25 protein-coding genes are annotated in these 16,819 nt (G+C 36.4%); 1 reads left to right on the forward strand and 24 read right to left on the reverse strand.

Going from position 1 to position 16,819, the window contains the following annotated elements:
• Positions 1 to 33: 33 nt before the first annotated feature.
• The 7 genes from eno to ACM46_RS00870 form a co-directional block, all read right to left on the reverse strand.
• Positions 34 to 1,326 (reverse strand): phosphopyruvate hydratase, encoded by a 1,293-nt coding sequence (gene eno / locus ACM46_RS00840; protein WP_048504745.1) that lies wholly within the window; start codon positions 1,324 to 1,326, stop codon positions 34 to 36.
• Positions 1,327 to 1,601: 275 nt separating this feature from the next.
• Positions 1,602 to 2,462, reverse strand: coding sequence for a trypsin-like serine peptidase (locus ACM46_RS00845; protein ID WP_053082651.1), 861 nt, complete (start codon positions 2,460 to 2,462; stop codon positions 1,602 to 1,604).
• A 112-nt stretch (positions 2,463 to 2,574) separates the two neighbouring features.
• Entirely contained in the window at positions 2,575 to 3,363 is a 789-nt protein-coding gene (locus ACM46_RS00850; protein ID WP_048504746.1) for a sensor histidine kinase, read from the reverse strand.
• Positions 3,344 to 3,754 (reverse strand): hypothetical protein, encoded by a 411-nt coding sequence (locus ACM46_RS23240; RefSeq protein WP_157859408.1) that lies wholly within the window; start codon positions 3,752 to 3,754, stop codon positions 3,344 to 3,346. Before ACM46_RS23240 ends, ACM46_RS00850 begins: the two co-directional genes overlap by 20 nt.
• A 251-nt stretch (positions 3,755 to 4,005) precedes the next feature.
• On the reverse strand, positions 4,006 to 4,737 hold the full coding sequence (locus ACM46_RS00860) for a hypothetical protein (RefSeq protein WP_048504748.1): 732 nt from the start codon (positions 4,735 to 4,737) through the stop codon (positions 4,006 to 4,008).
• A 6-nt stretch (positions 4,738 to 4,743) separates the two neighbouring features.
• Entirely contained in the window at positions 4,744 to 5,376 is a 633-nt protein-coding gene (locus ACM46_RS00865; protein WP_048504749.1) for a response regulator, read from the reverse strand.
• Between the two features lie 226 nt (positions 5,377 to 5,602).
• Positions 5,603 to 7,459, reverse strand: coding sequence for a glycoside hydrolase family 35 protein (locus ACM46_RS00870; RefSeq protein WP_083997304.1), 1,857 nt, complete (start codon positions 7,457 to 7,459; stop codon positions 5,603 to 5,605).
• Positions 7,460 to 7,525: 66 nt separating this feature from the next.
• Between ACM46_RS00870 and ACM46_RS00875 the strand changes: the two genes are divergently transcribed.
• The gene (locus ACM46_RS00875) at positions 7,526 to 7,963 is read left to right on the forward strand and encodes a hypothetical protein (protein WP_048504751.1); all 438 of its coding nucleotides are present in this window, start codon (positions 7,526 to 7,528) and stop codon (positions 7,961 to 7,963) included.
• 119 nt (positions 7,964 to 8,082) lie between these two features.
• On the opposite strand, the gene rplQ is transcribed toward ACM46_RS00875, so the two are convergent.
• The 17 genes from rplQ to rplX form a co-directional block, all read right to left on the reverse strand.
• Entirely contained in the window at positions 8,083 to 8,604 is a 522-nt protein-coding gene (rplQ, locus tag ACM46_RS00880; RefSeq protein ID WP_048504752.1) for a 50S ribosomal protein L17, read from the reverse strand.
• A 6-nt stretch (positions 8,605 to 8,610) separates the two neighbouring features.
• Positions 8,611 to 9,606, reverse strand: coding sequence for a DNA-directed RNA polymerase subunit alpha (locus ACM46_RS00885; protein ID WP_048504753.1), 996 nt, complete (start codon positions 9,604 to 9,606; stop codon positions 8,611 to 8,613).
• Positions 9,607 to 9,639: 33 nt separating this feature from the next.
• Positions 9,640 to 10,248, reverse strand: a complete 609-nt coding sequence (gene rpsD, locus ACM46_RS00890) for a 30S ribosomal protein S4 (RefSeq protein ID WP_048504754.1) — start codon at positions 10,246 to 10,248, stop codon at positions 9,640 to 9,642.
• 19 nt (positions 10,249 to 10,267) lie between these two features.
• Positions 10,268 to 10,657, reverse strand: a complete 390-nt coding sequence (gene rpsK, locus ACM46_RS00895; protein ID WP_048504755.1) for a 30S ribosomal protein S11 — start codon at positions 10,655 to 10,657, stop codon at positions 10,268 to 10,270.
• A 12-nt stretch (positions 10,658 to 10,669) separates the two neighbouring features.
• A complete protein-coding gene (gene rpsM / locus ACM46_RS00900; RefSeq protein ID WP_002983260.1) occupies positions 10,670 to 11,047 on the reverse strand; it encodes a 30S ribosomal protein S13 in 378 nt (125 codons plus the stop codon).
• A gap of 9 nt (positions 11,048 to 11,056) precedes the next feature.
• Positions 11,057 to 11,173 (reverse strand): 50S ribosomal protein L36, encoded by a 117-nt coding sequence (gene rpmJ / locus ACM46_RS22890; RefSeq protein ID WP_007839480.1) that lies wholly within the window; start codon positions 11,171 to 11,173, stop codon positions 11,057 to 11,059.
• A 113-nt stretch (positions 11,174 to 11,286) separates the two neighbouring features.
• On the reverse strand, positions 11,287 to 11,502 hold the full coding sequence (gene infA / locus ACM46_RS00905; protein ID WP_027387199.1) for a translation initiation factor IF-1: 216 nt from the start codon (positions 11,500 to 11,502) through the stop codon (positions 11,287 to 11,289).
• 3 nt (positions 11,503 to 11,505) lie between these two features.
• Positions 11,506 to 12,885, reverse strand: a complete 1,380-nt coding sequence (secY, locus tag ACM46_RS00910) for a preprotein translocase subunit SecY (RefSeq protein WP_048504756.1) — start codon at positions 12,883 to 12,885, stop codon at positions 11,506 to 11,508.
• A 9-nt stretch (positions 12,886 to 12,894) separates the two neighbouring features.
• Entirely contained in the window at positions 12,895 to 13,344 is a 450-nt protein-coding gene (gene rplO, locus ACM46_RS00915) for a 50S ribosomal protein L15 (protein WP_048504757.1), read from the reverse strand.
• A 95-nt stretch (positions 13,345 to 13,439) separates the two neighbouring features.
• On the reverse strand, positions 13,440 to 13,616 hold the full coding sequence (gene rpmD, locus ACM46_RS00920; protein WP_007839493.1) for a 50S ribosomal protein L30: 177 nt from the start codon (positions 13,614 to 13,616) through the stop codon (positions 13,440 to 13,442).
• A gap of 11 nt (positions 13,617 to 13,627) precedes the next feature.
• Positions 13,628 to 14,149, reverse strand: coding sequence for a 30S ribosomal protein S5 (gene rpsE, locus ACM46_RS00925; RefSeq protein ID WP_048504758.1), 522 nt, complete (start codon positions 14,147 to 14,149; stop codon positions 13,628 to 13,630).
• A 20-nt stretch (positions 14,150 to 14,169) separates the two neighbouring features.
• Positions 14,170 to 14,523: a 50S ribosomal protein L18 gene (gene rplR / locus ACM46_RS00930; protein ID WP_048504759.1), complete on the reverse strand. Its 354-nt coding sequence runs from the start codon at positions 14,521 to 14,523 to the stop codon at positions 14,170 to 14,172.
• A gap of 15 nt (positions 14,524 to 14,538) precedes the next feature.
• Complete coding sequence (gene rplF / locus ACM46_RS00935; protein WP_048504760.1) at positions 14,539 to 15,084, reverse strand: 50S ribosomal protein L6; 546 nt, start codon at positions 15,082 to 15,084, stop codon at positions 14,539 to 14,541.
• 17 nt (positions 15,085 to 15,101) lie between these two features.
• Positions 15,102 to 15,500, reverse strand: coding sequence for a 30S ribosomal protein S8 (rpsH, locus tag ACM46_RS00940; RefSeq protein WP_048504761.1), 399 nt, complete (start codon positions 15,498 to 15,500; stop codon positions 15,102 to 15,104).
• A 144-nt stretch (positions 15,501 to 15,644) separates the two neighbouring features.
• Positions 15,645 to 15,914 carry a 30S ribosomal protein S14 gene (rpsN, locus tag ACM46_RS00945; RefSeq protein ID WP_047376574.1) on the reverse strand — a complete coding sequence of 90 codons (270 nt, stop codon included), beginning with the start codon at positions 15,912 to 15,914 and terminating at the stop codon, positions 15,645 to 15,647.
• A gap of 3 nt (positions 15,915 to 15,917) precedes the next feature.
• Positions 15,918 to 16,469 carry a 50S ribosomal protein L5 gene (gene rplE, locus ACM46_RS00950; protein WP_048504762.1) on the reverse strand — a complete coding sequence of 184 codons (552 nt, stop codon included), beginning with the start codon at positions 16,467 to 16,469 and terminating at the stop codon, positions 15,918 to 15,920.
• Positions 16,470 to 16,482: 13 nt separating this feature from the next.
• A complete protein-coding gene (rplX, locus tag ACM46_RS00955; RefSeq protein ID WP_034702866.1) occupies positions 16,483 to 16,809 on the reverse strand; it encodes a 50S ribosomal protein L24 in 327 nt (108 codons plus the stop codon).
• Between the last annotated feature and the right edge of the window lie 10 nt (positions 16,810 to 16,819).

A 16,819-nucleotide genomic window follows, 5' to 3' on the forward strand; every position in this document is an offset into this window, starting at 1 on the left:
AAAATTATCGCTTGCCGTTATTTATAAATTCAATTATCTTTTAATCTTAAATGCTTCTAAACCTGGGAAAATTGCCGTATCGCCCAACGCTTCTTCAATTCTCAACAGCTGGTTGTATTTCGCCATTCTGTCTGATCTTGAAGCAGATCCTGTTTTGATCTGTCCGCAGTTCATAGCTACTGCCAAATCAGCAATCGTAGAGTCTTCTGTTTCCCCCGATCTGTGAGACATTACGGAAGTGAATTTGTTGTTCTGAGCCATCTGTACAGCAGCCATAGTTTCAGAAAGAGAACCAATCTGGTTTACTTTCACAAGGATTGAATTGGCAATACCTTCTTTCACTCCTCTTGATAATCTTTCCACATTGGTTACGAATAAATCGTCACCTACCAGCTGTACTCTGTCTCCAATTTTATCTGTAAGCATTTTCCATCCTTCCCAGTCGTTTTCCTGCATACCGTCTTCAATAGAGATAATCGGGTATTTAGCAGCTAATTCAGCCAGGTAAGAAACCTGCTCACTGCTTGAGAACTGAGCGGCATCCGGAGTCTGGAATTTTCTGTAGTCGTAAATTCCGTCTTTATAAAATTCTGAAGCAGCACAGTCAAGGGCTAACATAATATCGTCTCCCGGTTTGTACCCTGCTTTTTCAATAGCCTGAAGAAGTGTATCCAAAGCATCTTCAGTTCCTTTGAAAGTAGGAGCAAAACCTCCTTCGTCACCTACCGCAGTAGAAAGACCTCTTGAATGAAGAATAGATTTCAGGTTGTGGAAAATTTCAGTTCCTTTTCTCAATGCATCGGAAAAAGACTCTGCTTTTACCGGCATTACCATAAATTCCTGGAATGCAATAGGCGCATCGGAGTGAGATCCTCCGTTGATGACGTTCATCATCGGAACAGGAAGTGTGTTTGCATTTACTCCTCCTACATATTTATAAAGTGGCATTCTCAGTTCTGCAGCTGCAGCTCTTGCAACGGCCAGAGAAACACCTAAAATCGCATTAGCCCCAAGACTTCCCTTGTTCGCAGTTCCGTCAAGATCAATCATTACCTGATCAATAAAGTTTTGTTCAAAAACCGGTAAACCAATCAGATTTTCTGCAATTACTTCTCTTACATTTTCAACTGCCTTCTGAACACCTTTCCCCATATACAGCGAACCTCCGTCACGTAATTCTACAGCTTCATGTTCACCCGTAGATGCCCCTGAAGGTACTGCAGCACGCCCCATGGCTCCGCTTTCCGTAAATACATCCACTTCAATGGTAGGATTACCTCTGGAATCCAAAATTTGTCTCGCTTCTATGAAAGAAATTGCACTCATATTGTTTAGTTTTAACCCATCCGCGATAGCTTCAGGCTGTTTTTGTTAATAATTATACTTGATCACAAATTTAATGAAAAATCTAACCTAATAAAAAAAGTAGGCCTTAATATTTGGTAATAATTCAAAAATTCTCCAATCTTATTGACTGGAGAATAGGCATGAAATAATTATGTTAATTTCTGTATGTTTATTGATCTCTGAAATCTTCAGAAAAGATGGATTTAGCAAAAGAATAATTCGGCCATCAGAGTACTAAAAAATGTTCAATACGGCTACAATCTGGACCATTCCGCCCATCTTTGAAAAAAGTAATCTCTTACTCTTACCGCTTTATTGGGACAGCCTCCATAGCCATGAACCCCTACAACCGAGCGAGCGGGAGAGTTGGTATAAACCGGACTTCCACTTTGCCCTCCTTCTGTATCAATCATGTATTCAATTTTGTAATCTGTGACGTTAGTTGGGGCACCCGCGTTAAACCATTGGGTTCCGGCAGGCTTATCTCCCGGATATCCGGAAGTATTCAGAATAACAGAAGATTTTAATTCAGAATACCCAAAGTATCCGCCGACTCTGTTAAAGAGTGTATTATCAGGAAGAATAATGGCTCCATGATCAAAGTCTGAATTCTCATTGTTGACAAAGTCTTCCATACTTCTGAAATTGGTACTGACCTGGGATCCAAACGGTGCATTTCCTCCATCACGCCCGGGTATCACCTGAACTGAACGAACCCATCCTCCGGCGTCTTTTACAAAAACACAGTGACCGCTTGTTATAATACATCTCTCACTGATAAAGAAACCTGTTCCGATATATTTACCTCCGTTATTGGCCGTAATAATCAGACTGCAAATATATCTGTAAGGCTGGTTCTGGGTGTTGACTAATACTCTGTCGTCATTACCACATGTACTTTCCGGATGCAGCCGGACCGAATCAATGTGCGGAAGCTCCAGAACATCATCCGGTAAGATTTCCAACCAGTCTCTATTACGTAATTTAAATCCCTGAACTTCTTCTAAGGTATTTTGATCAAGCCCTGCAACCTGAGTAAAAGGTGATGGTAAAGTTTTGTTTTCAAACTCTGCCAATTCACCTGTATTTGATACTGAGAAAAAATGATTATCCATTGTGATTAGTTTTTATTTTAGTAAAGTTCTGATTAAAAACAGTTCATGTCAATCACACAAAAGGGTGATTATCCCATCAGAAAATGATGCTCTTTGCCAATTCTTTTCTTTGTTACAGTAAAACCCGGAAAAGGATTTCTGTTCCCAATCCTTCAGAGGAGATATAACATTCGCCGTTCTGCTCCTGCATTCTCCGTTTCATATTCCGCAGGCCGTTTCCTTCTGCGTTTTCCTCGTTGATCCCTATTCCGTTGTCTGATATTTTCATCGTAAATTCTTTATTTTTTTGAACAAACGAGAGTTTTAGGTGACTGGATTGACTGTGTTTGTAAGCATTATTCAGAGCTTCTTTTAAGCATAAAAACATATTTCTCCTCAATTCTGTGGAAATTGGGGTATCCGACAGAATATCTTCGCTTTCAGACCACAATTCAATTTTTGTCTTTTTCAAAAAATTATCCGCATAGTGTACAGCATAATCTATAAAACCTCCTAAGGTATCGTTTCCTGAATTCAGACTCCAGAGCATTTCCCGCATAGAGAGGTTCATTTCAGCCGAGGTTTTCAAAAGTTCATCAATATCATTCTGGAGATCATCATCTTCGGCTTTCTGTTTTAGAAATTCTGCCTGAAGTTTCAGCGCTGAAATACCGGCTCCGAGATCGTCATGCATGTCATGGGAAATACGCTCCCGCTCCTGTTCTATAGATTTTTGTTTTTCCAGTTCTTTTTGGAGGAGCTGGTTTTGATGTTCTGCTTCTTTGAGTTGCTGTTCTTTTAGATATAGAAGCTGTTTTCTATTGTATATTATAACAACAAAAGCAATGAATAAGATGATTAAAATTAATATGCAAAAAAAGATAGCATATGTAAGTTTGACTTCATAAGGCAGGTTTTTCATTTTTATCAGGTGTGTTTTTTGATTTCAGGAGAGCTATGAAAAATAAAATATAAAATACAATATTTACAATATAGAATACATTGCGAAGCATTTTTTGAAACTCTTCATCAATTTTCTCAAAAAGATACATGGGAATTGACCTTAGTATGAAGAAAGAACTCCAAAGTATAAGCCCTACAGATATCCAAAATCTAGGATGTGCCGTAATCTTTCTATTGTCAACATTTATAATCCGGTAACCCATCCAAAACAAAGCTGAACAGATATAAAATAAAGCCAGGACAATACCTATCCTATAATCATATTCAAACTTCAGGAAATTAGTAAAAATGGCAGTACATGCTAAAGCTAAACAGAAAAGACCTAAAAAAATAAATCTGCTTTTTTTCACAAAAGATCCAGAATAAAAGAAGTAAAAAAAACAAAGACAAAACAGGGAATAGCAATTATAAATAATTCCATTGGTAGAAAGATCAAGATATGATCTTCCAATGAAGGACAATAGTTCAATGGCATTCGTAATAAGTAGGTATACAAAAAAATATTTTTGGACGATATTTTTATGTATACCGCCCAAAAATATGCTGTACAGAAATAATAATGTAATTACTATCTGGTAAATAACCGCTAAAGTCCCCATGCTTATGGATACAGGTGCCCCATATTGAAAAAATAATAATGATTTTCAGGAACTTCATAAACTTTTATACCTACACGACTTTCATGAATTTTAAGTATCAAATTTGGTCTGTCAATATTAACTCCATATGGCATGGCACCTATTAAAATTTCAGTATCCTCATCAAAACTATTGAAATTTCTGTTTACTAAATCCATATTATAAATAATATATTTTGTAAACTTATTTTGAGAATAATTATGATTAAAAAAACCTTCAAAATCCCTAACAGCGTTTATAATATCTGGATATTCGGTTTCTGTCTGTAAAATCAATGCGTTATTTCGAAGAACGTATAATTTATCTCCGTTGGTAATATCGAATATATCTCCCATGTAAAAATCATCTTTAAAAAGAAATGCTATATTGACATCATTTCCTTCGTACAGAAAATACACATACATATACTTCACGGTATTTCTATATAAATCAATAACATCTCCTATCTTTTTAATGGTAAATTTGTCAGGAAAAAGGGGGAAAACTTTTTCAGCAGCTATAACCTGACCATTTTTACTTTCAGCCGATATTGGATGATCTCCAAGGGGCTCCAGAAAAAAAATTTCATTAATAAAAAGATTTCTTTCTTTCTCAAAAACGTATAAATCTTTACATTCTAAGCTTTTAATCTTTTCGATTAGCCTTTTTTTAATTTCTTCACAAGCCGAATTTTCTGCAAACAATTGTTTTTCCATGGTTTTTTAGTTTTTAAAATGGTTAAATTTATTTATGGCTTCTACTTTATTGCTGACATGCAGCTTTCTGTAGATGTTTCCTACGTGTTTTTTTACGGTATCAATGCTGATGAATTTCTGATCGGCAATTTCTTTGTAGAGCAATCCCTGTGAAAGAAGTTCAAGGATTTCTTTTTCACGCTCGGTGAGTTCGTCAAGATCTTTAATATCCGGAAGTTTTCTTTCGAAGTGGGTGAGAACTTTCCGGGCAATGGAAAAACTCATGGGTGCTCCTCCATTGTAGACATCGCGGATGGAAGACAGGATTTTGTCCATGCTTTCGCCTTTGATCAGATAGCCCATAGCACCTGCCTTCAGAGAATTAAAGATTTTTTCGTCATCTTCAAAACTGGTACACATGATGAACTGGGTTTTCGGCATTTCCTTTTTGAGCTTCTCGATGATTTCAATCCCCAGCATATCCGGCAGCTGAATATCCATCATCACCACATCCGGAGAAATATCCGAAAGATTTTTAAGGGCATCATTCCCATCGAAAAACTGGGCAACCACTTTCATGTCATCCTGATAATTGATAACTTTCTTCAACGCGTTGTTGTAGTTTTTTTCGTCTTCTACTATGGCTATGGAAATGCTCATTGTTTTTTACTTTGTGTAAGACAAATTTCAACAGAAAACAAAGCAGAAACAATTACACCTTTGTGTAATTTTAAAGTTCTTGAGTTCATGGTTAGAATTACGTTTTAATTCTCTTAAATTTAACTAATTTTTCGTTCCAAAACCAATATAACTCAAATGAATTTTTAATAAAATAGAATTAATATTAAATTAATAACAATATAGCAAGAGAGAAATTATAGAATGCTTATTTCACCAGCTGATCCAGGATAGAATGATCAATACTGTTTATAGAATTGTTGTCTTCAAATATCTGTTCGAAAATCTGAATAACATTTTTTCCTTTTTTCAACCACACTCCCGGAACATACAAAGTTTGCTGCGGTCCTGCTTTACTCCAATACCTTCCCAAATTCTTTCCGTTAATAAAAACAATACCTTTCCCGAATTTTCTCATATCCAGAAAAGTATCTCCCGTTTCAGACAGATTAAATTCAGCTTCATAGATCACCGGCAAATTTCTGGCAATTGTTTTAGGACTATACTTATGTTGGGGAAACTGATCAAAAGTAAAAGGAAACATCTCCCAATTGGATGAAACTTCAGTTCCATTGATGGTTACAGGACTTATAATTCCCTTCAGATTATGGACAATTTCAGCTCCATAGTTGATCCTTCCCATATTTTCTACCCATATTTCGAGTCTGTCTCCCGCTTTGAGATCAATATTGAGATCGTACTTTTTGTGTACTCTGTTCAATTCTCCAATCCATCGTTCATTGATGTAGACATTGGCATAATCCCGCAGACCTTTTATTTCCAATGTTCCTTTTTGATCTTTGTCGAATTTTCTTCTGTACAAAATATAGCCGTTTCCAATATTCAGATCCTCAAATGTCATAGGCTGATTATTCACAATGGCTTTCTGATTTTGTACCACATCAAAAAGAGAATTCATTTTTGTTAATTTAATCTCCGGAATAGTAATCACCTTCATAGGTTTGGGAACTTCAGGAATACTTTGATGATTCAGACTCATGAAAATATTTCTTAAGGCATTGTATTTTGGAGTTGCCCAGCCCGCTTCATTGATAGGAGCATCGTAGTCATAGCTAGTAATATCCGGCTGAATATCGTGGGTTTTATCATAATTGGCTCCACTTGTAAAACCGAAGTTTGTTCCTCCATGAATCATGTAATAATTAAATGAAATTCCGTTTTTAATGTACAGATCCGTCTGCTTTACTACTTCTTCCGTTGAAACTTTTACAAAAGGTTCAGCCCAGTGATCCAGCCAGCCGGGATAATATTCTGCAACCATATAAGGCCCCTTTCCTCCGTTATATTCATTGACCGTCTTTTTAAGAACATCAAGATCACTTTCTCCATTCGCAGTCGGTAATGCTCCATGAATGGATCCTCCTTTGAAAAGAGAGCTTCCGTCTGAAGTAAAAAATGGCACACTCATTCCGGATTTTACCAGAAGGTCCTTAATTTTATGGCTGTATTTTCTGTGCTGTTCCAACGGGATATCTTTACGCTGGGCCACATAAGATCCGAATTCGTTTTCTGCCTGAATCATAATAACCGGTCCGCCATTATTAATCTGCATCGGAACAATTTGTTTGGCCAGCTGATTAATATAATTTTCGCACTGTTCTAAAAAGGCTTTATTATCTGTTCTTATTTCTAAGTCTTTATCTTTCTGCAGCCACCACGGATAACCTCCGAATTCCCATTCTGCACAAACATAGGGGCCCGGACGAATAATCACATAAAGACCAACTTCCTGGGCTGTTTTTATAAATTTCTTTAAATCTTTCTCACCCCTGAAATTCCATTTTCCGGGTGATTCCTCATGATAATTCCAGAAAACATAGGTAGTAACGGTATTGAGCCCCATCGCTTTTATCATTTGTAACCTGTGTTTCCAATATTGTGAAGGAACGCGGGGATAATGCATTTCTCCGGAATAGATATTGAAGGGTTTCCCATTTAATAAAAAAAGGCCTTCTTTAATTTCAAAACTCCCTTTCTGAGAAAGAGCCCTATTACTTGAGAAAACACATAGAAGTATACAGAAAAAATTGATTATTTTTGTCATATTGTGAGGCATGGTTTTTGTAAAATTAAGGAATAAAATCAAGTTAAATATCAAACTTAAACAATCATGAAAAAAAGCATATTAGTACTTAATGCCGTACTAGCATTAACAGTAATCAGCTGTAAAAAATCAACTGAAAGCGGCAACAAAAGTGTAATAAAAACCGACAGTTCGGAAACGGTAATTACAGACAACAACGGAAAAATTGATTCTGTAACCCAAAGCTCTTCCACCATTGAAGTGAACGGGCAAAAAGTAGAAAAGACCGACTTTGTTTACAAGGCTACAGACGGAACCCTTGTAAAAGTGGTTTTCAAAAATGATCCTAAGGAAAGTAATGTAGCCATCACCAGCAATAAAAAAACATTCACACTGCCTAAAACGGAAACCAAAAACGGTGAAACCATCTATAAAAAAGATGATATGACTGCAAGGGTAAAAGGCGACAGCTTACACCTTGAGCAAGGGAATAATGTTATTGAGCTGAAGAGAACTAAGATCTAGATTGAGTTTTCGGGATGCGGGATGCAAGTTTCCTGATCGGGGTTCATTAATATCTGATGAGTAAAAATAAAAAAGCCATCCGGATTCCGGATGGCTTTTTATATATACCTGAGTGAATATTATTCTTCAGTTTTTTCTTCAGTAGAATCTGCTTTAGCTTCTTCTACTTTTTCTTCTACTACAGGAGCTTCAGCTACTACAGCTTCTGCTTTTTTAGTAGTAGCAGTTGATCTTCTGCTTCTTCTTGTAGCTTTTTTCTCTTCAGCATTAGGGTTGTAAAGCTCGTTGAAATCTACCAATTCGATAAGAGCAGTATCAGCAGCATCACCTGGTCTGAATCCTGTCTTGATGATTCTTGTATAACCACCGTTTCTTTCAGCGATTTTAGGAGCTACAGTTCTGAATAATTCAGCAACCGCATATTTATTTTGAAGGTAAGAGAATACTACTCTTCTGTTGTGTGTAGTATCTTCTTTTGCTTTTGTTAATAGAGGCTCAACATATACTCTTAAAGCTTTTGCTTTAGCTACAGTAGTGTTGATTCTTTTATGCTCAATTAGAGAACAAGCCATATTAGAAAGTAAAGCACTTCTGTGAGAAGCTGTTCTTCCTAAGTGATTGAATTTTTTACCGTGTCTCATTATTAATTATTTATCAGCGTCTAACTTATATTTTGCAACGTCGAAACCGAAGTTAAGACCTTTTGAATGCACTAATTCTTCTAGTTCTGTCAAAGATTTTTTACCAAAATTTCTGAATTTCATCAAATCAGACTTACTGTAAGAAACCAGTTCTCCAAGAGTTTCTACTTCAGCTGCTTTCAGACAGTTCAGGGCTCTTACGGAAAGATCCATATCTGCTAATTTAGACTTCAGTAGTTGTCTTGTGTGAAGAGTTTCTTCGTCATATTGGATAGATGCTTTTACAGCTTCAGTTTCAAGCGTGATTCTCTCATCAGAGAACAGCATGAAGTGATAAATTAATATCTTAGAAGCTTCTGTTAAAGCATTTTGAGGACTGATGGAACCATCAGTTTCTATATCTAATACTAGTTTTTCGTAGTCTGTTTTTTGCTCTACACGATAATTTTCAATGCTGTATTGTACTTTCTTAATTGGCGTGAAAATAGAGTCAATAGCAATAGTACCTACCGGTGCATTGTTCGACTTATTTTGTTCTGAAGGAACATACCCTCTACCTTTTTCAATATTGAAAGTAATTTCGAAAGTTACATCACTGTTTAGGTTGCAGATCAAAAGATCCGGGTTCAGCACCTCAAATCCGTTGATAGACTTTCCTAAATCACCAGCAGTAATAACCGTTTGACCTGAAACTTTAGCAACAACCTGCTCATTAGCCTGGCCTTCTGCTGCAGCTTTTAATCTTACCTGCTTAAGGTTAAGAATAATTTCGGTAACATCTTCGATTACTCCTGGAATAGTTGAAAATTCGTGCTCTACACCTTCTATTTTGATAGATGAAATAGCATATCCTTCCAGAGAAGAAAGCAACACTCTTCTCAAAGCATTACCGATTGTAAGCCCGAAACCTGGTTCTAAAGGTCTGAATTCGAATTGACCTTTAAATTCATCAGAGTTAAGTAAAATTACTTTATCGGGTTTTATGAATTGTAAAATTGCCATATTATTGGGTTGAGCAAAAATTTGATTAAAAAATTATTTAGAGTAAAGTTCGACGATAAGCTGTTCCTTGATGTCCTCCGGAATCTGGATTCTTTCAGGAGCAGAAACGAAAGTACCTTCTTTCTTCTCATCGTTGAATTGTAACCACTCATAATTAGCTTTAGAAGCTAATGCATCTGTAACAACTTCAAGAGACTTAGACTTTTCTCTTACAGCAATTACATCACCTGCTTTCACTATATAAGATGGAATGTTAAGGATCTCACCATTTACAGTGATGTGTCTGTGAGAAGTTAACTGTCTAGCAGCAGATCTTGTTTTAGCAAAACCTAATCTGTATACTACGTTATCCAATCTAGATTCGCAAAGTTGTAATAGAACTTCACCTGTTACACCTTTACTTCTGTGTGCTTTTTCGAATAAGTTAGCAAACTGTCTTTCTAAAATACCATAAGTATATTTAGCTTTTTGCTTCTCAGCCAACTGAACTGCGTATTCAGATTTTTTAGCACCTCTTCTTTTGTTAGGACCGTGTTGTCCTGGCGGTTGGTTTTTTCTTTTCTCGAAGTTTTTATCATCTCCGTAGATTGCAGCACCAAACTTTCTAGCAATCTTAGTTTTAGGTCCAATATATCTTGCCATAATGGGTAAATTCTAAAAATTAAACTCTTCTTCTTTTTGGTGGTCTACAACCGTTGTGTGGCATAGGAGTCACATCAATGATTTCGCTAACTTCAATTCCTGAATTGTGGATAGTTCTGATAGCAGATTCTCTACCTGCACCAGGACCTTTCACATACACCTTTACTCTTCTTAAACCAGCTTCGTGAGCTACAGCAGAGCAATTTTCAGCTGCCATTTGAGCAGCAAATGGAGTATTCTTTTTAGAACCTCTGAAACCCATTTTACCGGCAGATGCCCAAGAGATAACTTCTCCGTTTTTATTTGTTAAAGAAATGATGATGTTATTGAAAGAAGCCTGAATATGCGCTTCACCAATAGCCTCAACTTTTACTTTTCTTTTTTTAACTACTTTAGTTTGTTTTGCCATAATTCCTAACGATTATTTACTTGCCTTTTTCTTGTTAGCAACAGTTTTTCTCTTTCCTTTACGGGTTCTAGAGTTGTTTTTCGTTCTCTGGCCTCTTAAAGGTAGTCCTAGTCTGTGACGTATTCCTCGTTGGCATCCTATGTCCATCAATCTCTTGATGTTCAATTGCACTTCAGATCTCAATTCTCCTTCTACTTTAACGTTTTCAGAGATATATGTTCTGATTGCAGCCAATTCATCGTCATTCCATTCGTTGACTTTCTTGTCTTCGCTGATACCGGCAGCTTTAAGGATTTCAGAAGAAGTACTTCTTCCAACTCCGTAGATGTAAGTTAAACCGATAACACCTCTTTTGTTTTTTGGTAAATCAATACCTGCAATTCTCGCCATAATTTAATGTTAGCCTTGTCTTTGTTTAAATTTTGGGTTCTTTTTGTTGATTACAAATAGTACACCTTTTCTGCGTACAATCTTGCAATCAGCACTTCTTTTTTTAATTGATGCTCTAACTTTCATTTGAAATATTTATTTTTTTTACTGTCAAACGGAATCTTACGATTTCATTTGGGGAGTATTTATTTTTCAACAAGAGCCAAATGGAACATAGAATTCCATTTGGCATTTGTTTTTTAATATCTAAATGTGATTCTCCCTTTCGATAAATCATAGGGAGACATTTCTAGTTTTACCTTGTCTCCAGGTAAAAGTTTAATATAATGCATTCTCATTTTACCGGAAATATGAGCAATAAGCATATGCCCATTCTCCAGCTCTACACGGAACTGGGCGTTCGAAAGTGCTTCCGTAATAACGCCGTCTTGTTCAATATGTTTTTGTTTCGCCATAAATTAATATCCAGTCGTTCTTGATAATTTAGACTGCATTAAGCCATCATAGTGATGGTTCAGCAGATAAGTATTAATCTGTTGAACGGTATCTAAAATAACTCCAACCATAATCAATAGTGATGTTCCCCCGAAAAATAGGGCGAACGCATCTGTCTGAACAAAGCTTCCATGCACTATTGCTGGAAGGACTGCAAAGATAGACAAAAATATTGCACCTGGCAAGGTAATTTTTGATAAAATATCATCTAAATAATCAGCTGTTTCTTTACCGGGTCTTACTTTCGGTACTAAACCACCATTTCTCTTCAAATCATCAGCCATTTGGTTTACCGGAATCGTAATAGCAGTATAGAAAAATGAGAAGATAATAATTAATAGCGCGAACAATACGTTGTACTGCCAGCTAAAAACATTCTTGAAACCTGCAAGAAAAGTATTAGACTCATCGAATTTCGTTAATAATCCTGGTACGAACATCAATGCCTGAGCAAAGATAATCGGCATTACACCAGCAGCATTTACTTTCAATGGAATCCACTGTCTTGCTCCCTGCATAAGATTTCTGTTTACACCTCCTCTTGCTTGAGCTCTGCTTACATACTGAATTGGGATTTTTCTAACGGCAACAGATAGTACTACTGCCAAAAGAACAACCAGCATCCAGAATATTACTTCAATCAGGATCATAATAGATCCCATTCCACCTTTTCCGTTCTGCACGGCCATTTCCTGTACGAATGCTTCAGGTAATCTGGATAAGATTCCCACCATGATAAGGATGGAAATACCGTTTCCGATACCTTTGTCGGTGATTTTTTCACCCAACCACATTGCGAATACCGAACCGGCAACCAAGATAACAATACTTGGCAACCAGAACATGATGGAGTTTGGCTCTACATAGTATGCAGACTGGAATTGAGTATAAGGTAAGAATAATTGAGTAATAGAAGTTAAATAAGAAGGAGCCTGTACCAGACACACCCCGATAGTTAACCATCTTGTAATTTGATTCAATGTATTTCTACCTGACTCTCCATCCTTCTGAAGTTTCTGAAGTTGAGGAATAGCCATCCCCATCAACTGAACAATAATAGAAGCAGAAATATAAGGCATGATTCCCAACGCCATTACAGAGGCGTGGCTGAAAGCTCCCCCCGTAAACGACGAAAGCAAGCCAAGGAGACCTGCTCCTTGCTTGTTACCGCCTTGATTTTTATAATGCTCTAAGAGATCTCCCACCTCCGCAAGGTTAATTGCGGGAAGTGAGATATAAGATGCGAATCTATACACAAGGATAATACCTAACGTAAAGAGAATTTTATCTCTTAATTCCTTTAGGCTCCAAATATTTTTTAGGGTTTGTATAAATTCTTTCATTAGTAAGTATTATAAGGTAATTGCTTTTCCACCTGCCTTAGCAATAAGCTCTTCAGCAGATTTAGTGAATTTGTCAGCAGAGATTGAAACCGCAGATTTCAATTCTCCTCTACCCATAATTTTCACTAATTCGTTTTTAGAAACTATCCCGTTTTCTACTAAAACTTCTTTCGTGATCTCTCCAGTGATGGATTTGTTCTCGATTAAAGTTTGAATAGTATCAAGGTTAACTCCTCTAAACTCTTTTCTGTTTACGTTTTTGAAACCAAATTTAGGTAATCTTCTTTGTAAAGGCATCTGACCTCCTTCAAAACCGATCTTCTGAGAATAACCAGCTCTTGCTTTCTGTCCTTTATGTCCTTTCGTAGCAGTACCTCCTTTCCCAGTACCCTGACCTCTACCAATTCTTTTTGAATTGAAAGTAGATCCTGCAGCTGGCTTTATGTTATTTAAATTCATTTTTTTATTGATTTAAAGATTATATAATTTAAAGATTAAAAAATTCCGACTAAGATAGAAAGAATCCTTTAATCTTTTAATCTTTGAATTTTTAATTATTTCTGAACTTCAAGTAAGTGACTAACTGCAGCTATCATTCCTAAGATAGAAGGAGTAGCTTCGTGTTCTACAACTTGGTGAAGTTTCTTAAATCCTAATGCTTCAAGCGTTCTCTTTTGGGTTTTTGTTCTTCCAATAGCGCTTCTTACTTGCTTTACTTTGATTGTTGCCATTGTTTTATATATTAACCGTTAAACACTTTACTTAGAGAAACTCCTCTCATTCTAGCAATTTCTTCAGGTCTTCTGATATCCAATAACGCTTTGAAAGTAGCTTTCACCACGTTGTGAGGGTTAGAAGATCCTTTAGATTTTGAAAGGATGTCATGAATACCAGCAGATTCCAATACCGCTCTTACCGCACCACCGGCGATAAGCCCTGTACCGTGAGAAGCAGGTCTTAAGAAGATATCTGCACCCCCGTATCTAGCAGAAGTTTGGTGAGGAATAGTGTGGTTCATTACAGGAACTTTCACAAGGTTTTTCTTAGCATCTTCAACTGCTTTAGCAATTGCAGAAGCTACTTCCTTAGATTTTCCAAGACCATGACCAATCACTCCGTCTTCATTACCTACTACAACAATAGCAGAAAATCCGAAAGCTCTACCTCCTTTGGTTACTTTTGTTACTCTGTTAACAGCTACGAGACGATCTTTTAATTCTAATCCTCCCGGTTTTACTCTTTCTATATTATCTAGTCCTAACATATTTTCCGAAATTTTTATGATTAGAATTTAAGTCCACCTTCTCTCGCACCGTCAGCTAGAGCTTTCACTCTACCGTGGTATACGAATCCGTTTCTGTCAAATACAATACTTTCAATTCCTGCAGCGATAGCTTTAGCCGCGATAGCTTTACCAACAGCAACAGAAACTTCAGTCTTAGTACCGTTAGCATCTACGCCTTTCTCTCTTGAAGAAGCGGAAACTAAAGTAGTACCATTTTTATCATCGATTAACTGAGCGTAAATTTCCTTATTACTTTTATATACAGATAATCTTGGCAATTCAGAAGAACCAGAGATTTTCCCTCTTACTCTTCTTTTGATTCTTATTCTTTTTTCTAATTTACTTAATGCCATAATACTTATAATTTATTAAGCAGATTTACCAGCTTTACGTCTAACAATTTCCCCTACGAATTTCACACCTTTTCCTTTGTATGGTTCAGGCTTTCTGAAAGAACGGATCTTTGCAGCTACCATTCCTAGAAGTTGGTTGTCGTGAGACGTTAAAGTAATAATTGGGTTTTTACCTTTTTCAGTCAATGTATCTACTTTCACTTCGCTTGGAAGTTCTACTACGATACCGTGAGAGAATCCTAAAGCCAACTCAAGTTTTTGACCTGCGTGTGAAGCTCTGTATCCTACTCCTACTAGTTCTAGTTTCTTTTCGAAACCTTTTTCAACACCAACGATCATGTTGTTGATCAACGCTCTGTATAAACCGTGAAGCGCTTTGTGTTGCTTAGAATCAGATGGTCTGTTAACGTTAAGTTCACCATCTTTCTGTTCTATAGTAATTCCTGCTGTAAGTTCCTGAGAAAGTTCTCCTTTAGGCCCTTTAACTGTTACAACACTGTTGTTTTCAGTGATTGTAATTCCAGCTGGAATTGTTATAATTGCTTTACCAATTCTTGACATTTTCCTCTGATTAAAAATTAATAAACATAGCAGATTACTTCACCGCCTACTTTTTCTTCTCTAGCCTTCTTGTCAGTCATTACTCCTTTAGAAGTAGAGATAACAGCTATACCCAAACCGTTTAGTACTCTTGGAAGTTCTGTAGAACCTTTGTACTGTCTTAAACCTGGTCTAGAAGCTCTCTGGATAGATTTAATAGCCGGTTTGTTAGTTTGCTTGTCATACTTTAAAGCGATTTTGATCGTACCTTGAACAGCGTTATCTTCAAACTTAAAGTTTAAGATATACCCTTGATCAAATAAGATCTTAGTAATCTCCTTTTTGATTTTCGATGCAGGAATTTCCACCACTTTGTGGCCTGCGCTTTGTGCGTTCCTTACTCTTGTTAGGAAATCTGAAATTGGATCTGTTACCATTTTTCTATTTTAAATTATTGGTTAAAGACAATCAGTATTGAAGGGACTTGAAGATTAAAATATCAGACTTCAGAAAATCTTAGGTCTGATATTTTTATTCTTTAGTATCCAGACAACTTAATTGTCCCGATTATTGAGTAATTATTACCAACTGGCTTTTCTTACACCTGGGATAAGACCGTTGTTTGCCATTTCTCTGAAAGTTACTCTGGAAATACCAAACGTTCTCATGTATCCTCTAGGTCTTCCTGTTAGTTTACATCTGTTGTGTAATCTTACAGGAGAAGCATTTTTAGGTAATTTCTGAAGACCTTCATAATCACCAGCTTCTTTTAAAGCTTTTCTTTTGTCAGCGTATTTAGCAACTAGTGCTTCTCTTTTGCGCTCACGCGCTTTCATTGATTCTTTAGCCATTTCTTAGTTCTTTTTAAATGGTAAACCGAAGTGAGTTAATAATGCTTTCGCTTCTTTATCTGTTTTCGCAGTTGTTACGAAAGTGATGTCCATCCCCTGGATTTTTTTCACTTTGTCAATTACGATTTCAGGGAAGATAATCTGCTCAGTAATCCCTAAGTTGTAATTACCTCTACCATCGAACCCGTCTGCTTTGATACCAGAGAAATCTCTGATACGTGGTAAAGCAGAAGAAGTAAGTCTGTCTAAGAATTCATACATTTTATGAGCTCTCAATGTTACTTTTGCTCCTACAGGCATACCTTTTCTCAATTTGAAAGCCGCTTCGTCTTTCTTAGAGATAGTACCTACTGCTTTCTGACCAGTAATCATTGTTAATTCTTCTACAGCATAATCAATGATTTTCTTGTCTGCAGTGGCATCACCTAAACCTTGAGATAGGATGATTTTTTCTAATCTAGGTACCTGCATTACAGATTTGTACCCAAATTCTTCCATCATTGCAGGAACAATTTTCTCTTTGTATATATTTTTGGGTCTTGCTATAAATTCCATGTGTTAATTCAAATTATAAAGTTTCACCCGTTTTTTTATCGATTCTTACTTTCTTATCTCCATCGATTTTGTAACCAATTTTGATAGCTTTTCCGTCTTTACCAACTAAAGCTACGTTTGAGATATGAATAGAAGCTTCTTTTTCAGTGATTCCACCTTGAGGGTTAGAAGCTGAAGGTTTAACGTGTTTTTTAACGATGTTAAGTCCTGCAACGATTACTCTAGGGTCTTTCCCTTCTTTTTTGATCACTTCAATAACTTCACCCGTTTTACCTTTGATATCTTTCTTACCAGTAGTAATGATGACGTTATCTCCTCTTTTTATTTTTAACTTTGACATTTTCTTTTAA

Origin of the sequence: Chryseobacterium angstadtii, from assembly GCF_001045465.1 — a bacterium.
GTDB classification, from domain to species: Bacteria; Bacteroidota; Bacteroidia; order Flavobacteriales; family Weeksellaceae; genus Chryseobacterium; species Chryseobacterium angstadtii.

Excerpts from the sequence above, each read along its gene's own strand:
- rpsD (WP_048504754.1), bottom strand. The coding sequence starts at position 10,248 with ATGGCAAGATATATTGGACCTAAAACTAAGATTGCTAGAAAGTTTGGT.
- infA (WP_027387199.1), bottom strand. The coding sequence starts at position 11,502 with ATGGCGAAACAAAAACATATTGAACAAGACGGCGTTATTACGGAAGCA.
- rplO (WP_048504757.1), bottom strand. The coding sequence starts at position 13,344 with ATGAATTTAAATAACATAAAGCCAGCTGCAGGATCTACTTTCAATTCA.
- ACM46_RS00875 (WP_048504751.1), top strand. The coding sequence starts at position 7,526 with ATGAAAAAAAGCATATTAGTACTTAATGCCGTACTAGCATTAACAGTA.
- ACM46_RS00870 (WP_083997304.1), bottom strand. The coding sequence starts at position 7,459 with ATGACAAAAATAATCAATTTTTTCTGTATACTTCTATGTGTTTTCTCA.
- rpsK (WP_048504755.1), bottom strand. The coding sequence starts at position 10,657 with ATGGCAAAACAAACTAAAGTAGTTAAAAAAAGAAAAGTAAAAGTTGAG.
- ACM46_RS00845 (WP_053082651.1), bottom strand. The coding sequence starts at position 2,462 with ATGGATAATCATTTTTTCTCAGTATCAAATACAGGTGAATTGGCAGAG.
- rpsN (WP_047376574.1), bottom strand. The coding sequence starts at position 15,914 with ATGGCTAAAGAATCAATGAAAGCGCGTGAGCGCAAAAGAGAAGCACTA.
- ACM46_RS00860 (WP_048504748.1), bottom strand. The coding sequence starts at position 4,737 with ATGGAAAAACAATTGTTTGCAGAAAATTCGGCTTGTGAAGAAATTAAA.
- ACM46_RS00885 (WP_048504753.1), bottom strand. The coding sequence starts at position 9,606 with ATGGCAATTTTACAATTCATAAAACCCGATAAAGTAATTTTACTTAAC.
- eno (WP_048504745.1), bottom strand. The coding sequence starts at position 1,326 with ATGAGTGCAATTTCTTTCATAGAAGCGAGACAAATTTTGGATTCCAGA.
- rpmD (WP_007839493.1), bottom strand. The coding sequence starts at position 13,616 with ATGGCAACAATCAAAGTAAAGCAAGTAAGAAGCGCTATTGGAAGAACA.
- rpmJ (WP_007839480.1), bottom strand. The coding sequence starts at position 11,173 with ATGAAAGTTAGAGCATCAATTAAAAAAAGAAGTGCTGATTGCAAGATT.
- ACM46_RS00865 (WP_048504749.1), bottom strand. The coding sequence starts at position 5,376 with ATGAGCATTTCCATAGCCATAGTAGAAGACGAAAAAAACTACAACAAC.
- rpsH (WP_048504761.1), bottom strand. The coding sequence starts at position 15,500 with ATGGTAACAGATCCAATTTCAGATTTCCTAACAAGAGTAAGGAACGCA.
- ACM46_RS00850 (WP_048504746.1), bottom strand. The coding sequence starts at position 3,363 with ATGAAAAACCTGCCTTATGAAGTCAAACTTACATATGCTATCTTTTTT.
- rpsM (WP_002983260.1), bottom strand. The coding sequence starts at position 11,047 with ATGGCGAGAATTGCAGGTATTGATTTACCAAAAAACAAAAGAGGTGTT.
- rplR (WP_048504759.1), bottom strand. The coding sequence starts at position 14,523 with ATGGCATTAAGTAAATTAGAAAAAAGAATAAGAATCAAAAGAAGAGTA.
- secY (WP_048504756.1), bottom strand. The coding sequence starts at position 12,885 with ATGAAAGAATTTATACAAACCCTAAAAAATATTTGGAGCCTAAAGGAA.
- rplQ (WP_048504752.1), bottom strand. The coding sequence starts at position 8,604 with ATGAGACACGGTAAAAAATTCAATCACTTAGGAAGAACAGCTTCTCAC.
- rplX (WP_034702866.1), bottom strand. The coding sequence starts at position 16,809 with ATGTCAAAGTTAAAAATAAAAAGAGGAGATAACGTCATCATTACTACT.
- rplE (WP_048504762.1), bottom strand. The coding sequence starts at position 16,469 with ATGGAATTTATAGCAAGACCCAAAAATATATACAAAGAGAAAATTGTT.
- rplF (WP_048504760.1), bottom strand. The coding sequence starts at position 15,084 with ATGTCAAGAATTGGTAAAGCAATTATAACAATTCCAGCTGGAATTACA.
- rpsE (WP_048504758.1), bottom strand. The coding sequence starts at position 14,149 with ATGTTAGGACTAGATAATATAGAAAGAGTAAAACCGGGAGGATTAGAA.